Source organism: Salipaludibacillus sp. CF4.18 (assembly GCF_051262595.1).
GTDB lineage: Bacteria > Bacillota > Bacilli > Bacillales > Salisediminibacteriaceae > Salipaludibacillus > Salipaludibacillus neizhouensis.
Genome location: NZ_JBIMEV010000016.1, coordinates 56,102 through 73,459, shown reverse-complemented (window position 1 = coordinate 73,459; position 17,358 = coordinate 56,102). Strand labels below are relative to the sequence as shown.

At 37.6% G+C, this 17,358-nt stretch carries 13 protein-coding genes; 8 read left to right on the top strand and 5 right to left on the bottom strand.

The features are described 5' to 3' along the window. Window positions 1–205: 205 nt before the first annotated feature. From ACHABW_RS12095 to ACHABW_RS12060, 8 genes are all read left to right on the top strand, one after another. Window positions 206–1,744, top strand: coding sequence for a GNAT family N-acetyltransferase (locus tag ACHABW_RS12095; RefSeq protein ID WP_110936905.1), 1,539 nt, complete (start codon window positions 206–208; stop codon window positions 1,742–1,744). 220 nt (window positions 1,745–1,964) lie between these two features. Next, the gene (locus tag ACHABW_RS12090) at window positions 1,965–2,975 is read left to right on the top strand and encodes an aldose epimerase family protein (protein ID WP_435755544.1); all 1,011 of its coding nucleotides are present in this window, start codon (window positions 1,965–1,967) and stop codon (window positions 2,973–2,975) included. A gap of 16 nt (window positions 2,976–2,991) precedes the next feature. Further along, entirely contained in the window at window positions 2,992–3,549 is a 558-nt protein-coding gene (locus tag ACHABW_RS12085; protein ID WP_435755543.1) for a glycerol-3-phosphate responsive antiterminator, read from the top strand. 203 nt (window positions 3,550–3,752) lie between these two features. Continuing rightward, window positions 3,753–4,601 (top strand): MIP/aquaporin family protein, encoded by an 849-nt coding sequence (locus ACHABW_RS12080; protein WP_435755542.1) that lies wholly within the window; start codon window positions 3,753–3,755, stop codon window positions 4,599–4,601. Between the two features lie 15 nt (window positions 4,602–4,616). Next, the gene (gene glpK, locus ACHABW_RS12075) at window positions 4,617–6,113 is read left to right on the top strand and encodes a glycerol kinase GlpK (RefSeq protein WP_435755559.1); all 1,497 of its coding nucleotides are present in this window, start codon (window positions 4,617–4,619) and stop codon (window positions 6,111–6,113) included. Window positions 6,114–6,308: 195 nt separating this feature from the next. Continuing rightward, the gene (locus tag ACHABW_RS12070) at window positions 6,309–7,964 is read left to right on the top strand and encodes a glycerol-3-phosphate dehydrogenase/oxidase (protein WP_435755541.1); all 1,656 of its coding nucleotides are present in this window, start codon (window positions 6,309–6,311) and stop codon (window positions 7,962–7,964) included. A gap of 86 nt (window positions 7,965–8,050) precedes the next feature. Continuing rightward, a complete protein-coding gene (locus ACHABW_RS12065) occupies window positions 8,051–9,784 on the top strand; it encodes a phospho-sugar mutase (RefSeq protein WP_435755540.1) in 1,734 nt (577 codons plus the stop codon). Between the two features lie 257 nt (window positions 9,785–10,041). Then, window positions 10,042–10,242, top strand: coding sequence for an aspartyl-phosphate phosphatase Spo0E family protein (locus tag ACHABW_RS12060; RefSeq protein ID WP_223292299.1), 201 nt, complete (start codon window positions 10,042–10,044; stop codon window positions 10,240–10,242). A gap of 473 nt (window positions 10,243–10,715) precedes the next feature. On the opposite strand, the gene ACHABW_RS12055 is transcribed toward ACHABW_RS12060, so the two are convergent. The 5 genes from ACHABW_RS12055 to ilvC all read right to left on the bottom strand — a co-directional run bounded on the left by ACHABW_RS12055 (window position 10,716) and on the right by ilvC (window position 17,312). Continuing rightward, entirely contained in the window at window positions 10,716–12,260 is a 1,545-nt protein-coding gene (locus tag ACHABW_RS12055; protein ID WP_435755539.1) for a peptide chain release factor 3, read from the bottom strand. A gap of 409 nt (window positions 12,261–12,669) precedes the next feature. Further along, window positions 12,670–13,257 carry a 3-isopropylmalate dehydratase small subunit gene (gene leuD, locus ACHABW_RS12050; protein ID WP_110936898.1) on the bottom strand — a complete coding sequence of 196 codons (588 nt, stop codon included), beginning with the start codon at window positions 13,255–13,257 and terminating at the stop codon, window positions 12,670–12,672. A 58-nt stretch (window positions 13,258–13,315) separates the two neighbouring features. After that, on the bottom strand, window positions 13,316–14,731 hold the full coding sequence (gene leuC, locus ACHABW_RS12045; protein WP_435755538.1) for a 3-isopropylmalate dehydratase large subunit: 1,416 nt from the start codon (window positions 14,729–14,731) through the stop codon (window positions 13,316–13,318). Window positions 14,732–14,795: 64 nt separating this feature from the next. Next, window positions 14,796–15,872, bottom strand: a complete 1,077-nt coding sequence (gene leuB / locus ACHABW_RS12040; RefSeq protein WP_435755537.1) for a 3-isopropylmalate dehydrogenase — start codon at window positions 15,870–15,872, stop codon at window positions 14,796–14,798. A 414-nt stretch (window positions 15,873–16,286) separates the two neighbouring features. Continuing rightward, window positions 16,287–17,312, bottom strand: coding sequence for a ketol-acid reductoisomerase (gene ilvC, locus ACHABW_RS12035; protein ID WP_110936894.1), 1,026 nt, complete (start codon window positions 17,310–17,312; stop codon window positions 16,287–16,289). Window positions 17,313–17,358: the final 46 nt, after the last annotated feature.

Below are 17,358 nucleotides of genomic sequence, written 5' to 3'. Positions count from 1 at the left end.
GCCGAACAGAGAGGCTTGAATTCGACTAACATCCCTGAATAATACCTGTTTAATATGTAAATCATAAATACCCAATCAATACCACTTCATAAACCTTGCTTTTTTCTAGGGATTCCTTTAGATTATATGGAGGATTATTGATATCTTTAAATACGAGATTTAGACCGTTTTTACTATATGATAGTAAATGGAAAAGGGTGATTTGATGAGTGAAGAACTAGATATATCGAAATTTGAAAAGAAAATTATCGTACGTAACATTCGTCATAGCGATATTGAAGATATAATAAAACTTTCTACAGCATGTTTTCCAAATATGGATCCTTGGAAAAGATCTCACATAATGAGTCATTTAGAAGTGTTTCCGGAAGGACAATTTTGCGTGGAGTTCGATGGAGAAATTATTGGATCCTGTTCCAGCTTGATTATAAATTTTGATGAATACGATGACCAGCATACTTGGGATGAAATTACGGATGAAGGTTATATTACAAATCACGATGATGAAGGTTACAACTTATATGGCATTGAAGTAGCTGTACATCCAGATTTCAGAAGAATGAAAATTGGACGAAGACTCTATGAGGCAAGAAAAGAGTTAGCAAGGGAAATGAATTTAAAAAGTATGATTATTGGTGGCAGAATACCGAATTATCGTAAATACGCAGCGGAACTTACACCGAGACAATATGTAGATGAAGTGATGAGTCATAATATATATGATCCTGTTTTAACATTTCAGGTAATGAACGCATTTACATTAAAACGGGTAAACAGAAATTATCTTACAGATGACCATGCTTCCATGAAATATGCAACTTTAATGGAGTGGAATAATGTTGATTATCGCCCAACAACAAAACGTCACTTTAAAACAGCACTTCCTGTAAGAATTTGTGCCATTCAATATATGATGAAGAAAATAAATTCCTTTGAAGAATTTGCCCAGCAGTGCGAGTACTATGCCGATGTAGGTGCAAGTTATACATCAGACTTTGTCGTTTTTCCAGAGATATTCACAACACAGTTGTTGTCGTTTATGGATGAGAAAAGTCCAAGCCGGGCGATTCGACGTTTGACGGAATACACGGAGGAATATATTAATCTATTTACTGATTTAGCGATTAAATATAATGTAAATATCATAGGCGGTTCTCATTTTGTGGAAGAAGAAGGTAAAATTTATAATATTGCCTATTTATTCAGAAGAGACGGCACGATTGAGAAACAGTATAAGATTCATATAACGCCAAATGAACGAAAGTTTTGGGGCATTCATGGTGGAGACAAAGTAGAAGTGTTTGATACAGATTGTGGCAAAATTGCCATTCAAATTTGTTATGACATAGAGTTCCCTGAGCTTGGCAGAATCGCAACAGAAAAAGGCGCTAATATAATTTTTACTCCATTTTGTACGGATGAGAGACAAGGGTATCTACGTGTACGGTATTGTGCTCAAGCTCGTGCCGTTGAAAATCAAATTTATACGATGATTGCGGGCACAGTTGGAAACCTTACTCACGTAGAAAATATGGATATTCAGTATGCTCAATCAGGAATATTTACTCCATCGGATTTTGCTTTCCCTCGTGACGGTATCGTGGGAGAATGTCATCCTAATATTGAAACAGTTGTTGTAGGTGATGTGGACTTAGAGTTATTAAGAAGACAAAGAAAATCAGGAAATGTTACGCAATGGCGTGATCGTAGGAAAGATTTGTACAAAGTGAATTATGACTGTTAAAGATTCTAGATGTAAATAAGATCCGATATTAATAGGTGTGACAAAAGATCTAGCGAGACTTTTGTCACACCTTTTGATGTTGATAGATTAGTTTATGTAAATTATAGGAACTTTTTTTAATCTGAAGGTAAGTTTTCTTTATTTGCTCTCATTATTCGGCTACAATAAATAGAGAGCGTTTACTAATAGTGAGATCATTATCAGAGAGGAAGATTATAACATGGCAAAAAAACACGTAGGTACTTTTCAGGGTAAATCGGTTTATGCTTATACGATATCAAATAGTAATGGAGTAGAACTAACGGCTTTAAATTACGGGGGTGCTATCACGGAACTGAATGTACCTGATAAAAATGGAGTTAACGAAAATGTAATTATTTCGTATGATGATTATGCTTTGTATGAAAAGAATCCTTATTACCTAGGTGTAATAGTTGGCAGAACAGCAGGAAGAACAGCAGATGGAAAGCTATACATAGATGGCGAGACTGTGTCATTGGCTTTAAATGATGGAGACAACCATTTACACGGAGGAGTAAAAGGATTATCTAAGAGCTTTTGGAATGTGACGGAAGAAAACTCAGCTTTACATTTCGAGTACACGAGTCCAGATGGAGAAGATGATTATCCCGGAAATGTAAAGTTCCAGGTGACGTATCAATTGACGGAGGATAATCAGTTTATTATTGATTATCATGCGGAAACGGATAAAACGACACCTATTAATTTAACAAACCACGCATATTTTAATCTATCAGGTGATATGAAACAAGATATACTGGACCATGACTTACAATTGGGAAGTAATGAGGTTTATGTATTGGATCAAGGATCAATACCAAAAGAAAAACTAAATGTAGAAGAAATAGATGCGTTTAATTTTAAAACGAAGAAAAAAATTAAGCGTGCAATAGAAAGTTCTGAAGAGCAAGTTGCTCTTGTTGGAGGAGGAATAGATCATCCGTTTTTACTCGATAAACAGGCGGAAGAAAAAATTGTGTTGACCGATGACCAGTCAGGGCGTTCGATCAGAGTCAAAACAGATGACCCAGCTGTAGTCATTTATTCAGCGAATCAAATTCAAGCGACTCCACTGTTAAATGGCGGCAAAGCAATAAAGTATGCAGGTATTTGTTTGGAAACTCAAGAGGTGCCAAATCAAAATGAATCATATTTATTAAATAAAGATGAGATTTATGAAAAAAGAACTGTATTCCATCTCAGATATTAAAGGATAGGGGAGTGTCATGTTTAACTCAAAGATATTACCTGCAATCCGTGATTTAAAAGATTTAGATAAAGTAGTAAAAACAGATTATGAGTATGTTGTTTTACTTAACACGCACATAGGCCAGTTAAAAAGTATTGTCAAAATGCTGCATGACAATGATAAAAAGGTACTACTGCATGCGGACCTGGTGCAAGGTCTTAAAAGTGATGAGTATGCGGCTCAATTTTTATGTCGTGATATACGGCCCGATGGACTTATTTCGACAAGAAAAGGGGTCTTAAGTACTGCTAAGAAAGCCAAATTAATTACGATACAACGGTTATTTTTACTAGATTCTATTGCACTTGAATCTAGTTATAATATGCTTGAACATATTGAACCGGATTGTATTGAAGTACTGCCGGGGGTAATTCCTCATATTATTCAGGAAATTTATCAGAAAACTAATATTCCGATTATAGCAGGCGGACTTATTAGAACCGATGAAGAGGTCGATTCAGCAATAAACGCCGGAGCGACAACTGTTACAACTTCGAACCGCGCTCTTTGGAATCAGGAAAAATATGAGAATTAAATCTCAAATTCTAAAAATCTATCCAATTTTTACTATTTTCACGTTGACAACGTTTACAAACCTGTGTTTCAATAGAACCTAAGTTAATAAATTTTTTCGGTGGAGACATGGAGACCAACGAAAATACACGGAGGCCATAATAGCCTTGGGTGTATTGTCGTTGGTTTTTTGTGTCTCTAACTACTTTTAAAGGGGGAAAGGATATGTCACCATTTGTAGGCGAAATTTTTGGTACAATGATCTTAATCATTTTTGGAGCCGGTGTTGTTGCAGGTGTGGTACTAAAAGGATCGAAAGCTGAAGCGAGTGGCTGGATAGTCATTACGGTTGCTTGGGGACTGGGAGTGGCTTTAGGAGTATATGCTGTCGGGGAAGTTAGCGGTGCGCACTTAAATCCAGCTGTTACTGTTGGTTTTGCTTTGATAGGCGAATTCCCTTGGTCACAAGTACCAAGCTATATTCTTGCTCAATTAATAGGAGCATTTATAGGCGCTACACTAGTATGGTTCCAATATTATGCCCACTTTAGAGATACAGATGATCCAGGCGCGAAACTAGCTGTATTTACAACAGATCCAGCAATTAAACACACGCCGTCAAATTATTTCAGTGAAGTACTCGGTACGTTTGTATTAGTAATTGGTTTATTGTTCATTGGTGCTAACGAATTTACTGAAGGTTTAAATCCATTGATTGTTGGCTGTTTAATCGTAGCGATTGGCCTTTCTTTAGGAGGTACGACAGGATATGCAATTAATCCTGCGCGTGATTTGGGACCGAGAATTGCCCATGCTGTTTTACCGATTGTAGGAAAAGGGAATTCAAATTGGGCATACTCATGGGTTCCCATTGCTGGACCAATTATTGGAGGAGGATTAGGTTCTCTAACATATGCGGCATTATTTGAAGGCATGGTCTATCATGCATTATGGATATTTATAGCTGCATTTTTCGCAGTACTATTTCTATCTATGCAGCTTCATAAGAAAGATCTGGAGTCGCTACCTAATAAGGAAGTATTTCATAATCCAACAACAACAAAAGCACAATAGGAGGAGATTATTATGATGGAAAAAAAGTATGTATTAGCATTAGACCAAGGGACAACGAGTTCACGAGCGATACTGTTTAATAAGGCGGGAAAAATTGTCGATGTCGCACAAAAAGAGTTTAGACAAATTTTTCCCAAGCCAGGTCAGGTTGAACATAATGCAAATGAAATATGGTCATCTATTTTAGGGGTAATTGCTGATGTATTAAGTAATCCAAATGTTTCTGCTAAAGAAATTGCCTCGATTGGCATTACGAACCAAAGAGAAACAACATTAATTTGGGATAAAGAAACAGGCAAACCAATCCATAATGCGTTAGTATGGCAGTCGCGATTAACAGATCCGATCTGTCATGAGTTGAAAGACAAAGGATATAATGATTTGTTTCGGGATAAAACCGGTTTGCTCATTGATGCTTATTTTTCCGGAACGAAAGTGAAATGGCTTTTGGATAATGTAGAGGGAGCACGTGAAAAAGCGGAACAAGGAAAACTATTATTTGGAACGATGGACACTTGGTTAATATGGAAATTATCAGGTGGAAAAGCACATGTAACAGATTATACGAATGCTTCTAGAACATTGATGTACAATATCCATGAACTCAAGTGGGATGAGGAACTATTAGATATTCTAGGTGTACCAAAGTCATTGCTTCCTGAAGTAAGACCGTCTTCAGAAGAGTATGCTAAAACCGTAGACTACCATTTCTTCGGGGAAGAGGTTCCGATTGCAGGTGCAGCTGGAGATCAGCAGGCAGCACTGTTCGGCCAAGCTTGTTTTGAAAAAGGAATGGCTAAAAATACGTATGGTACAGGTTGCTTTATGCTGATGAATACAGGCGAAGAAGCGGTTAAATCAGATCACGGATTGCTCACAACCATTGCGTGGGGCATTGATGGAAAAGTGGAATATGCTTTAGAAGGAAGTATTTTTGTGGCAGGTTCAGCTATTCAATGGTTACGAGACGGATTGAGAATGGTGAAATCAGCTTCAGAGACAGAAGGTTATGCCACCAAAATTGGATCTACTGATGGCGTGTATGTTGTCCCGGCCTTTGTAGGTCTTGGGACACCGTATTGGGATAGTGATGTACGGGGAGCTATCTTTGGAATTACACGTGGAACGGAAAAGGAACATTTTATCCGTGCAACACTAGAATCATTAGCTTATCAAACGAAAGATGTCCTAGATGCGATGAACGCTGATTCAGGAATTGATTTGAAAACCCTTCGAGTAGATGGAGGGGCTGTTGCAAACAATTTCTTAATGCAGTTTCAAAGTGATATGTTGGGAGTTTCTGTGGAACGTCCAGAAATTCAAGAAACGACGGCACTTGGTGCAGCCTATTTAGCAGGATTAGCTGTAGGTTTTTGGAAGGATAAAGAAGAGATTGCTAAGCAATGGCATATTGAAAAAACATTTGAACCGGACATGGATGAAGAAAAGCGGACAGAGCTATATGATGGTTGGAAAACTGCAGTGGAAGCAACGATGAAATTTAAAAGATAAATTAATGAGCATATCCAATATTTTAAAAGTTAATAAAACTGTGTTACAATGAAATTAATTTAATAAACGTATGAAATGGTCTGGAGATTATGGAGAGACTACATCACTTGCGCATGAGAGAAAACTCTTAATGCATAAGTTGTTGTAGTCTCTTTTTTTATTACATTTTTTTACAAATAGGAAGGGTGTTCTAATATGGTTAAACCATTTTCTGCATTACAGCGAAAAGTGTATTTAGATGAATTGCAAGCAAAAGAAGTGGATTTACTTGTTATAGGAGGGGGAATTACAGGTGCAGGAATTGCACTTGATGCGATAGATAGAGGATTAACAACTGGATTAGTTGAAATGCAAGATTTTGCGGCTGGAACGTCTAGTCGGTCAACGAAATTGGTGCATGGTGGATTAAGATATTTAAAACAATTTGAATTTAAAATCGTTTCTGAGGTAGGAAAAGAACGAGCGATTGTCTATGAGAATGCTCCGCATGTGACAAATCCAGAGTGGATGATGCTTCCGATCATACAAGGAGGAACTTTTGGTAAATTGGCAAGTTCCCTCGGTTTGAAAGTCTATGATTATTTAGCTGGTGTGAAACGAAAAGAACGAAGAAACATGCTTAGCAAAAAAGAAGCAATGAAACGTGAACCTTTGCTTAGAACGGATAAGCTTAAAGGTGCAGGCGTTTATGTGGAATATAAAACAGATGATGCGAGACTGACGCTCGAAATTATGAAAGAAGCGGTTCACAGAGGGACCAAGGCCGTTAACTATACAAAGGCTCAGTCGTTACTTTATAAAAATGGAAAAGTAACAGGTGCAAAAGTAGAAGATCTAATTTCCGGAAAAACCTATGAGATTCATGCAAAGAAAGTAGTTAACGCATCTGGGCCATGGGTAGATGAACTGAGAGAAAAAGACAATTCTAAGCAGGGTAAATACTTATATTTAACAAAAGGTGTTCACCTAGTCATTGATCAGTCTCGCTTTCCGTTAAAGCAAGCCGTCTATTTTGATACAAAAGATGATGGTCGAATGCTTTTCGCAATTCCTAGGGGCGGTAAAACCTATGTTGGAACAACAGATACACATTATGCGAAAGACATTGCCTCTCCTCGGATGACAGAAGAGGATTTAAACTATATCATTGATGCTGCTAATGATATGTTCCCCTCAATCAAACTAGTACGAGAAGATGTAGAATCGAGCTGGGCGGGACTTCGACCACTCATACATGAAGAAGGAAAAAGTGCTTCCGAGATTTCTAGAAAAGATGAAATCTTCCAATCAGATTCAGGTCTTTTATCGATAGCAGGTGGAAAATTAACCGGATATCGAAAAATGGCCGAGCGGATTGTTGATATCGTTTCGAAAGAATTAAAACGAAAAAATTCATGTCAAACGGCGTCCATCGTATTGTCAGGAGGAGAAACAGGGGGATCTCAGAACTTCGAAGCATTTAAAAAGGCATGGATTAGTAATGGTAAAAAAATCGGATTATCTGCAGAAGAAGCAGAAAGATTAACTTCTTTATATGGATCAAACGTAAAGCGAGTTTTTGAAATTATTGAAACTCATGGCAATGAAGGGGAACACTATCAATTATCGGCAGGGGTCTTTGCTTCTTTAGTATATGGAATCGAGGAAGAAATGGTGGTATCACCGATAGATTTCTTTAATCGCAGAACGAGTGCATTGTTTTTCAATATTGCCTTTGTCCGTGAAAAAAAGCTTGGTGTTCTGGACTATATGGCTGATCGTTTTCATTGGACGGAAGAAGAGAAAAAGAGACATGAGAAGATTTTGGACGATGAAATCTTCTATTCGACAAATCCGGTAAAAATAAGCTAAAAACACTTTAAATCTACCCTTTACTCCGAGTGGAAAAATGCGTATAAATAAGATAGGTACGTAAGCCCATAAGGAGGAAATTACAAATGGATTGGAAAATGAAGTATGAAAAATGGAAATCAAAGCTAGGATTGGACGAGAACACAAAAAAGGAACTTGAAAGCTATCAAAATGATGAGAAGTATTTAGAAGATAGTTTCTATAAAAACCTGGAATTTGGGACAGGCGGGATGCGTGGGGAAATTGGTCCCGGAACGAATCGGATGAACATATATACGATACGAAAAGCTGCACAAGGCATGGCCGATTTTATTAAGCAAGCAGGAGAAACAGCTTGTGAAAATGGGGTTGTTATCGCTCATGATAACCGACGGATGTCTAAGGAATTCGCCTTAGAAACGGCTTGCACATTCGGGGCTAATGGCATTCATGCTTATTTATTTAAAGAGCTTCGACCTACACCTGAATTATCGTTTGCAGTCAGAAAACTTCAGACCCATTCAGGTGTCATGATTACTGCAAGTCATAATCCACCGGAATACAATGGGTTTAAAGTATACGGTGATGATGGTGGACAGCTTGTTCCAGAAGATGCCGATCGACTTATATTTATGGTAGACGCAGTAGAAGACGAGTTAGAAGTGAAAACAGCAGATCCTGCTACATTAGAAGAGCAAGGTTTACTGACATGGGTGTTAGAAGATTTAGATGATGCCTATGACGAAGAGTTGGCTTCTGTCATAGTAGATAGAAATATTGTTCGCGAAATCGGTAAAGATATTTCCATTGTTTTTACCCCATTGCATGGAGCCGCTCAAGTACCAATGATGAGAGCATTCGATAGTAATGGTTTTAAAAATATTCATGTAGTAGAGGAACAAGCGAAGCCGGATACAGAATTTTCAACAGTACGTTCTCCAAATCCTGAAGAAAAAGATGCATTTGAACTAGCTATTAATTTAGGCGAAAAGGTTAACGCGGATATACTTATTGCAACAGATCCTGATGGAGACAGAGTAGGACTCGCATGCAAAGATCATGATGGAAACTATCAAGTCTTGTCTGGTAACCAAACGGGAGCGTTGATGCTTGATTACTTATTAATGAAAAAACAAGAAAAAAATGAATTGCCTGAGAATGGGGCTGTTATAAAAACAATTGTAACCTCTGAATTAGGGAGAACGATTGCCTCTTCTTACGGAGTAGAAACTCTGGATGTCTTGACAGGATTTAAATTTATTGGTGAAAAAATTCGCCAATTTGAAACATCGGGAGAATTCACCTTCTTATTTGGTTACGAAGAGAGTTTTGGTTACCTCATAAAGCCATTTGTCAGAGATAAAGATGCCATTCAAGCAGCATTGGTTTCTGCAGAGTTAGCTGCATATTATAAAAAACAGAACTTGACTGTTTATGATGGTTTGCAAAATATGTATGAAAAATACGGCTATTATTTTGAAGACTTATCTTCCTTTGTTTTCAAAGGAAAAGAAGGCGCTGAAAAGATTCAGCGTATTATGGAAGAGTTTCGGAATGATAGTAAGCAAGGAAACCTATCAGACAATGTGGAAAACGTAGAGGATTATCAGACGAACAAGAAGTATTATTTGAAGAATGATAGAATAGAAGATATCCATCTTCCCTCGTCGAACGTCCTGAAAATGAGATTGACAGATGGATCATGGTATTGTTTAAGACCATCTGGTACAGAACCAAAAATTAAATGTTACTTTGGGGTTACAGGTTCTTCTCAAAAAGATGCTATGAACAAATTGGAAAGTTTAAAAGAAGCAGTACTGGTGAAAATAGAAGCTATTTAAAATATGTAAAAAACTAGGGATTCTTAATAGAATGTCTAGTTTTTTTTACAAAAAAACGTATAGATTAGGACTCCGTTTTCTAAAGGGGGAATATGGTGGTATTTGTCTAATTTTCATCTGTTATTTGAATAATTGTAAATAAATGTACAAATTATTAAAGATTAAGGTTGGAAATCCTAAAACTGGGTATGGTATAATTAGTAAGTAACTTCCAAGTATTAAGTTGTAGATTGCGATTTTAAGGTGAGGCGATTAAAATGATGTGCTTTAAAACTTCTTTAAAAACACAAATGGAATTAAAACGTGAGTTAATGATGCTTTCAGCAAACAAGCATGGTTTTACATCGTCTGAAACGATTCGTTATAGTCAGGAATTAGACCACTTAATGAATGTATATCGAAGAGTCATTCAGTCTGGTAAAAAGTGTTCCTGTCCAAAGGTTTCTTCTGTAAACTAAGATTTGCTAGTGGGCTTTCTGTTGTAGTCTATGAGCGATAGAAATAAAAGAAATTAGTGACTATAAATACTCCCTCTAAAAAGACTTTACTTTCAAGAGAGAGAAAACACCTTAATAGGTGTTTTTTTATTTGCTATAACTAATTTAATTACCAGTACTGTAACATATACTGAAAATTCTGTTAATATAGATTATTAATGTATCAATACTGTGGCAGGGGGTATATAATAAAATAAACAAAAGAAAGCGGTGGATTCGCATGGCCATAGTTTATATTTGTAAAAAATGTAGAGGTACTGGACGTGTTGAGAAAAAGCTTTTGTTTAGTATGAAAGTTATTTCATGCCGTGATTGTAATGGACTTGGGAAAAGAAAGTATATAAAAAAAAGTAAAGCCATTTAACCGAAACAACAAGGAGAGGAGTCTCCTTGTTGCACTAAAAACAAACGTAAATCGGGTTAATGGCTCATAATTATTCGAGGATTTCCCAACCAGTTGAGAGGGAGATATCAGGATTTTTATCCTGGAACCAGCGAAGAGCAAATTCATTTTCGAATAGTAAGACGGATCTTCCTTGTTGATCATGCACAAGCATTTTTCTGCTATCGGTCATTTGATCTGTGATCTTCCCTTTGGTGACCCATCTGGCCAGTTCGTGAGTCATATGAATGAATTCAATGTCCACTTTGTACTCGTGTTTCATACGGTACTCAAAAACTTGGAATTGAAGTTCACCAACAGCCCCGATAATGTAATCTTCGAAATAAGGTGTTTTATAAAGCTGAATCGTTCCTTCTTGAACCAGTTGTTCCATTCCTTTATGGTATTGCTTATGCTTCATAGCATTTTTCGCAGTAACTTTTGCGAATTTTTCTGGAGGGAATTGAGGCATTTCTTCGTATTGGATTTTCGGACCTCCACCAACGATTGTATCTCCCACTTCAAAATTACCTGAATCATATAAACCAACAATATCTCCAGGTAAGGCCTTTTCTACCGTTTCACGATCTGAAGCGAAAAAAGAATGAGATTGATTTAATTTCATTTTTTTGCCTGAACGTGATAGGGTTACTTCCATCCCTCGTTCAAAGGAGCCAGAACACACTCTTAAAAATGCAATGCGATCCCTGTGATTAGGGTTCATATTTGCTTGGATTTTAAAAACAAAACCGGAGAAATGAGGGCTGGATGGTGGTATAAAATCACCAGATGCTTTTCTAGCCTGAGGTTCTGCTGCTAGCTTTACAAATTGATCTAGAAAAGATTGAACACCAAAATTAGATAATGCACTTCCGAAAAAAACGGGTGTTAATGAACCATTTCGGACTTTTTCTATCGTAAATTCATTTCCAGCTTCCTCAAGTAATGAAATCTCACCTTCAAGGTTTTCTCTCTCATAATCTTCTAATGTAGTTACGTCCTTATAAGGTTTAATAATACGGTCATGGTCTTCATTGTACATTTCCACTGTTTCATCCGGAATACTGTATATTCCTTTCAATCGTTTCCCAGTGCCAATTGGCCAGTTCATCGGGAAAGTCTCCATCTCTAATACTTCCTCAATCTCCGCTAGTAAGTCTAATGGCTCTTTTCCTTCTCGGTCTAACTTATTAATAAATGTAAGGATTGGAATGCCTCTCATACGGCACACCTTGAATAATTTGAGTGTCTGGGCTTCTATCCCTTTAACGCTGTCGATAACCATCACTGCAGTATCTACAGCTGTTAGCGTTCGATAAGTATCCTCACTGAAGTCTTGGTGACCAGGTGTATCCAGAATGTTAATTTGCTTATTGTCATACAAAAGCTGCATAACGCTGGAGGTAACGGAAATACCTCGTTGTTTTTCAATATCCATCCAGTCGGATGTCGCAAACTTTCCTGATTTTTTTCCTTTTACAGTACCGGCGCTTCTAATTCCGCCACCTAGTAGAAGTACCTTTTCAGTTAGAGTTGTTTTCCCAGCATCCGGGTGGGAGATAATGGCAAATGTTCGTCTTGGTGTTTCAGTAGACATATATACATAATCCTCTCTATTTAAAACTCATTTTGTATTAGCAAATAGGAAATATAAGTGTATGGTTCACGCGAAAACAATAATTAAACTGCTATGAATATTCACCGTAGAAACTTTTAGCGATTATGTCGCTGCTCAAGTAGTCTTATACGAAACACCACTATTAAGTTTGAATGCGAATGTTTCTAGCAAAAATGTATAATTTATTAACTCTCCAATCTTTAATTATAACTAAAATTGTGTCTAAAGCCAAGAGGAGAAGCAGAACAGCTTAATTAATGTTATGCGAAAAAAGCATTTTTGACATACTGAAGGTGGGGGAGAAGTGTATACTTCTATAGCCATTATATTTCCACATATAAATAGCGTGTTGAAAGTCCAAAAGACTTTTCAACACGCCACTATAAAATTAAGAATGTGATTGTTCTTCAAAGGACGTAATTTTATCGGAATGACTAAGAGTTACAGCAATCTCATCCCAACCTTTTAATAACATTTCCCGTAAATAATTTACAAGTTCAAAAGTGGCTTTAAATCCTTCACTATCACTGACGACTTGATTTTCCAAATCTACGGTAAGATAATAATTTGTAGACTCCGCATTAGAGACTATGTTAGAGATTTCTTGTTCGGATAATTGGATAGGAAGAATGCCATTTTTAGAACAGTTACTGTAAAAAATGTCTGCAAAACTAGAAGCAATGACCACCTTGAATCCATAATCCTGGATAGCCCAGGGAGCATGCTCACGAGAAGATCCGCAGCCAAAATTCTCACCTGAGACAAGGATGGAAGCTCCATCATACTTGGGATCGTTTAGTGAGAAATCCTCGCGAGGGTTTCCATCATCGTCAAATCTCCAATTATAAAATAGAAATTGACCGAATCCTTGGCGCTCAATACGTTTTAAAAATTGTTTTGGGATAATTTGATCCGTGTCAATATTTGATCGATTCAAAGGATAAACTAATCCTTTATGTTCTTTAAAGGGTTCCATACTCACTAACTCCTTTTTCTTAGGTTGGCTCTATTATATTCTAAGGTTAGTACTTATTTTAAACAGATGTAGCTAATAAATTTCGAACATCTACAAAATGACCTTCTATTGCAGCAGCAGCAGCCATTTCAGGGCCTACTAAATGTGTTCTCGCACCATTTCCTTGACGTCCTTCAAAATTACGATTAGAAGTAGAAGCACAACGTTCACCTGGAGGTACGATGTCATCATTCATAGCTAAACACATACTGCAACCTGCTTCTCTCCATTCGAATCCTGCTTCCAAAAAGATTTTATCTAAGCCTTCTTCTTCCGCTTTAATTTTTACTGTTTGAGAACCAGGAACAACCATCGCGTGAACCTTAGGATGTACTTTCTTTCCTTCGATTATTTTGGCAGCTTTACGAAGATCGCTGATTCTGGAATTTGTACAGGAGCCAATAAAAACATGATCAATATGGACGGAAGCAATTGGCTGATCTGCCTCAAGACCCATATAGTCCAAAGCACGTTCAATTTCCTCTTTAGACGCATCTGTTTTTGCTGAATTAGGATTAGGAATTAGTCCACTAACGGGAATACACATAGCAGGATTTGTTCCCCATGTAACTTGAGGTTCCACTTCGTCTGCATCAATTTCTACTTGTGCATCATAACTAGCACCCTCATCGGTAGCTAGTGCCTTCCAAGACTGCACAGCAGCATCGAATTCCTCATTCTTAGGAACATGTCGACGGCCCTTTAAATAATTAAAGGTTGTTTCATCTGGACTAATTAGACCTGCTCTTGCACCGGCTTCAATAGACATATTACAAATCGTCATACGTTCTTCCATAGAAAGATTTCGAATCGCTTCGCCAGTGTATTCTAAAACGTACCCAGTACCGAAGCGAACACCAAATTTCGCTATGATTGCTAGAATTAAGTCTTTTGCTGTAACTGCAGGACTTAATCTACCATTTACTTTTACTTTCATGGACTTTGGTGGGGCTTGCCATAAAGTTTGTGTAGCTAGAACATGTTCAACTTCACTGGTACCTATACCGAAGGCAAGTGCTCCAAACGCTCCATGAGTAGAGGTATGACTGTCTCCACAAACAATTGTTTTTCCAGGCTGTGTAAGACCTAATTCAGGTCCAATAACATGGACTATTCCTTGATCAGGATGATTAATGTCTGCTAACGGAACACCAAATTCCTTACAGTTTTTTTCCAGAGTTTCCATTTGAATTTTTGATACAGGATCGTTGATTATGTGCCTCGCGATTGTTGGTACATTATGGTCCATTGTAGCAAAAGTACGATCGGGGCGGCGTACTTTTCTCCCCTTCATGCGGAGACCTTCGAAAGCCTGAGGCGAAGTTACCTCATGTACAAGCTGCAAATCAATATAAATTAGGTCTGGTTTATTATCTTCTTGATGAACGAGATGTTTATCCCAAATTTTATCGATAATTGTTTTTGGATTCTCCACTTTTTTCACTCCTCGCAAGTAAATTACACGTATTAATTCTTGATACTATTCGTTGCACTTATCGCTATGCATTTTTCTTAATATAGTCAACAACAAGGTTCGTCATTTTTTCGGTTCCAACTTTTTGTCCGTTTATGACAGACAAGTCAGCTGTGTGGAACTTTCTGTCAAGGACATCTTCGACAGCTTTTTCTACTAAAACAGCTTCCTTTTCCAAATGGAAGGAGTGTCTTAGCATTAGGGCAGTGGATAATATCATTGCTAACGGATTAGCGATTCCAAGACCCGCTATATCCGGTGCAGAGCCATGTACAGGTTCATACAGGCCAAAATCATCACTTCGCATACTGGCAGAAGGTAACATCCCTAGAGAGCCTGTTAAAACAGATGCTTCATCACTTAAAATATCTCCGAACATATTTTCAGTGACAATGACATCAAAATGCTTAGGATCTGTAATTAATTTCATGGCTGCATTATCGACTAGCATGTGTTCAACCGTGACTTCAGGATAGTTTGCTTTTTTCTCTTCCACTACTTCACGCCATAATTTGCTAGATTCCAAGACGTTTGCTTTATCAACCGATGTAAGATGTTTTCGGCGAATTTGTGCTGATTCAAAAGCTTTTTCGACGATTCTTTCAATTTCAGAACGGTCATAAGCAAGTGTATCTACAACAGACTGTCCATTATTTCGACGTTCACTAGGAGTTCCAAAATAGAGACCTCCAGTCAGTTCACGAACGATCAGCAGGTCACTGCCCTTCACAACTTCTTCTTTCAAAGGAGAAGCATGAAGCAAGTTGTCAAATCCTTGAATAGGTCTAAGGTTTGCGAAAAGGTCTAAGGCTTTACGAATACCAAGCAATCCTTTTTCCGGACGCAGGTGGGAAGGATTTTGATCCCATTTTGGGCCTCCGACAGCTCCCAAAAGAACAGCATCTGCTTGATGACAGGCTTTTGTTGTTTCATCCGGGAGGGGAGTATCATGCTCATCGATGGCATTACCACCAATAGAATGTGTTTCGAATGTAAATGTATGTTTAAATTCTTCTGAGATGGCTTCTAAAACTGCTTGGGCAGACTGAATGACTTCCGGACCAATGCCGTCTCCAGGAAGAAGAACAATTTTTTTGTTCACAATAGATCCCTCCTTAATTAGTAGTTAAGCTATGTTTCTATAATAGAATTATATCATCTAGTGTATTATTAAATAGCTTTTAGACTTCCTTGCTCTGTGTAGGTTGTTTCAATGTTGGTGGATACATCAACTAGAACAATCGTAGCAGAGAGGAGGTTTGAAGTTGTTGTACTGTATTGGGATGAATTTTTTTGAGAAGTGGCAAGAAAAATGTGGAGTCTTGGAATTGCTTCGTTGCAAGTGTTTCCAAGCGATATCAAATAGGGGATTGGCTCGAGCCAATCCCAAAACGGATAAACCTCTCACTTTTTCTTGCAATTTCTCTAAGATAATTAATAGTATTTAGAATCATGGAGGCAGGATCTCCCTGCCTCCACGATTCTAAATTTTGTTTAGTACTTTTAAAATGACAAATTAGCTATTTGGTACTCCATCTTTTTTCTTGTTTGCAGCCTTTTTAACAAATGGCATTAACTCACGAAGCTCACGACCAACTGTTTCAATTTGATGATTATTTTCTCGTGCATTGATTGCATTAAATTGTGGACGATTTGCTTGGTTTTCTAAAATCCAGCCTTTAGCAAAAGTACCATCTTGAATATCAGTTAATACATCTTTCATTCTTGCTTTCGTATCAGCATTTACTACACGTGGACCTGAAACGAAATCTCCCCATTTAGCCGTGTCAGAGATAGAGTCTCTCATTGTCTCTAATCCTCCTTCATAAAGCAGGTCTACAATTAACTTCGTCTCGTGTAAACACTCAAAATAGGCAACTTCAGGTTGGTAGCCAGCTTCCGTTAATGTCTCAAATCCAGCTTTGATAAGACTAGTGATCCCTCCACACAATACAGCTTGCTCTCCAAAAAGATCTGTTTCTGTTTCTTCTTGGAATGTAGTTTCAAGAATTCCAGCACGACCAGCGCCGACACCTTTAGCGTATGCAAGAGCAAGCTCAGTTGCTTGACCTGAATAATCTTGGTAAATACCGTAAAGAGCAGGTACACCAGCACCTTCTTCAAATGTTCTGCGAACGAGATGTCCTGGTCCTTTTGGAGCAACTAGAAATACATCTACATTAGCAGGAGGAACAATTTGACTGAAGTGAATGTTAAATCCATGAGCAAAAGCTAGAATGTTTCCAGCTTCAAGATTTGGCTTAATGCTCTCCTCATAAATTTTAGGTTGAAGCTCATCAGGTAGAAGAACCATAACAAGATCCGCCTGCTTTGTTGCTTCAGCAACTGTCTCTACTTGAACACCATCTTCCACAGCCTTATCCCAAGACTTACCTTTTCGAAGACCAACTACTACATCAAAGCCACTTTCTTTTAAATTTAGTGCGTGAGCGTGGCCTTGTGAACCATAACCGATGATACCGATCTTCTTATTTTTTAATACCTCATCTTGAATATTGTTGTTGTAAAGTACTTTTGTCATTTGAATACATCCTTCCGATTTCGAGTTTTATATTTGGTTGAAAAAG

Coding starts and splice junctions, on each gene's coding strand:
- ACHABW_RS12060 (WP_223292299.1), top strand. CDS start 10,042: ATGATGTGCTTTAAAACTTCTTTAAAAACACAAATGGAATTAAAACGT.
- ACHABW_RS12085 (WP_435755543.1), top strand. CDS start 2,992: ATGTTTAACTCAAAGATATTACCTGCAATCCGTGATTTAAAAGATTTA.
- glpK (WP_435755559.1), top strand. CDS start 4,617: ATGGAAAAAAAGTATGTATTAGCATTAGACCAAGGGACAACGAGTTCA.
- ACHABW_RS12055 (WP_435755539.1), bottom strand. CDS start 12,260: ATGTCTACTGAAACACCAAGACGAACATTTGCCATTATCTCCCACCCG.
- leuD (WP_110936898.1), bottom strand. CDS start 13,257: ATGGAACCCTTTAAAGAACATAAAGGATTAGTTTATCCTTTGAATCGA.
- ACHABW_RS12065 (WP_435755540.1), top strand. CDS start 8,051: ATGGATTGGAAAATGAAGTATGAAAAATGGAAATCAAAGCTAGGATTG.
- ilvC (WP_110936894.1), bottom strand. CDS start 17,312: ATGACAAAAGTACTTTACAACAACAATATTCAAGATGAGGTATTAAAA.
- ACHABW_RS12095 (WP_110936905.1), top strand. CDS start 206: ATGAGTGAAGAACTAGATATATCGAAATTTGAAAAGAAAATTATCGTA.
- ACHABW_RS12090 (WP_435755544.1), top strand. CDS start 1,965: ATGGCAAAAAAACACGTAGGTACTTTTCAGGGTAAATCGGTTTATGCT.
- ACHABW_RS12080 (WP_435755542.1), top strand. CDS start 3,753: ATGTCACCATTTGTAGGCGAAATTTTTGGTACAATGATCTTAATCATT.
- ACHABW_RS12070 (WP_435755541.1), top strand. CDS start 6,309: ATGGTTAAACCATTTTCTGCATTACAGCGAAAAGTGTATTTAGATGAA.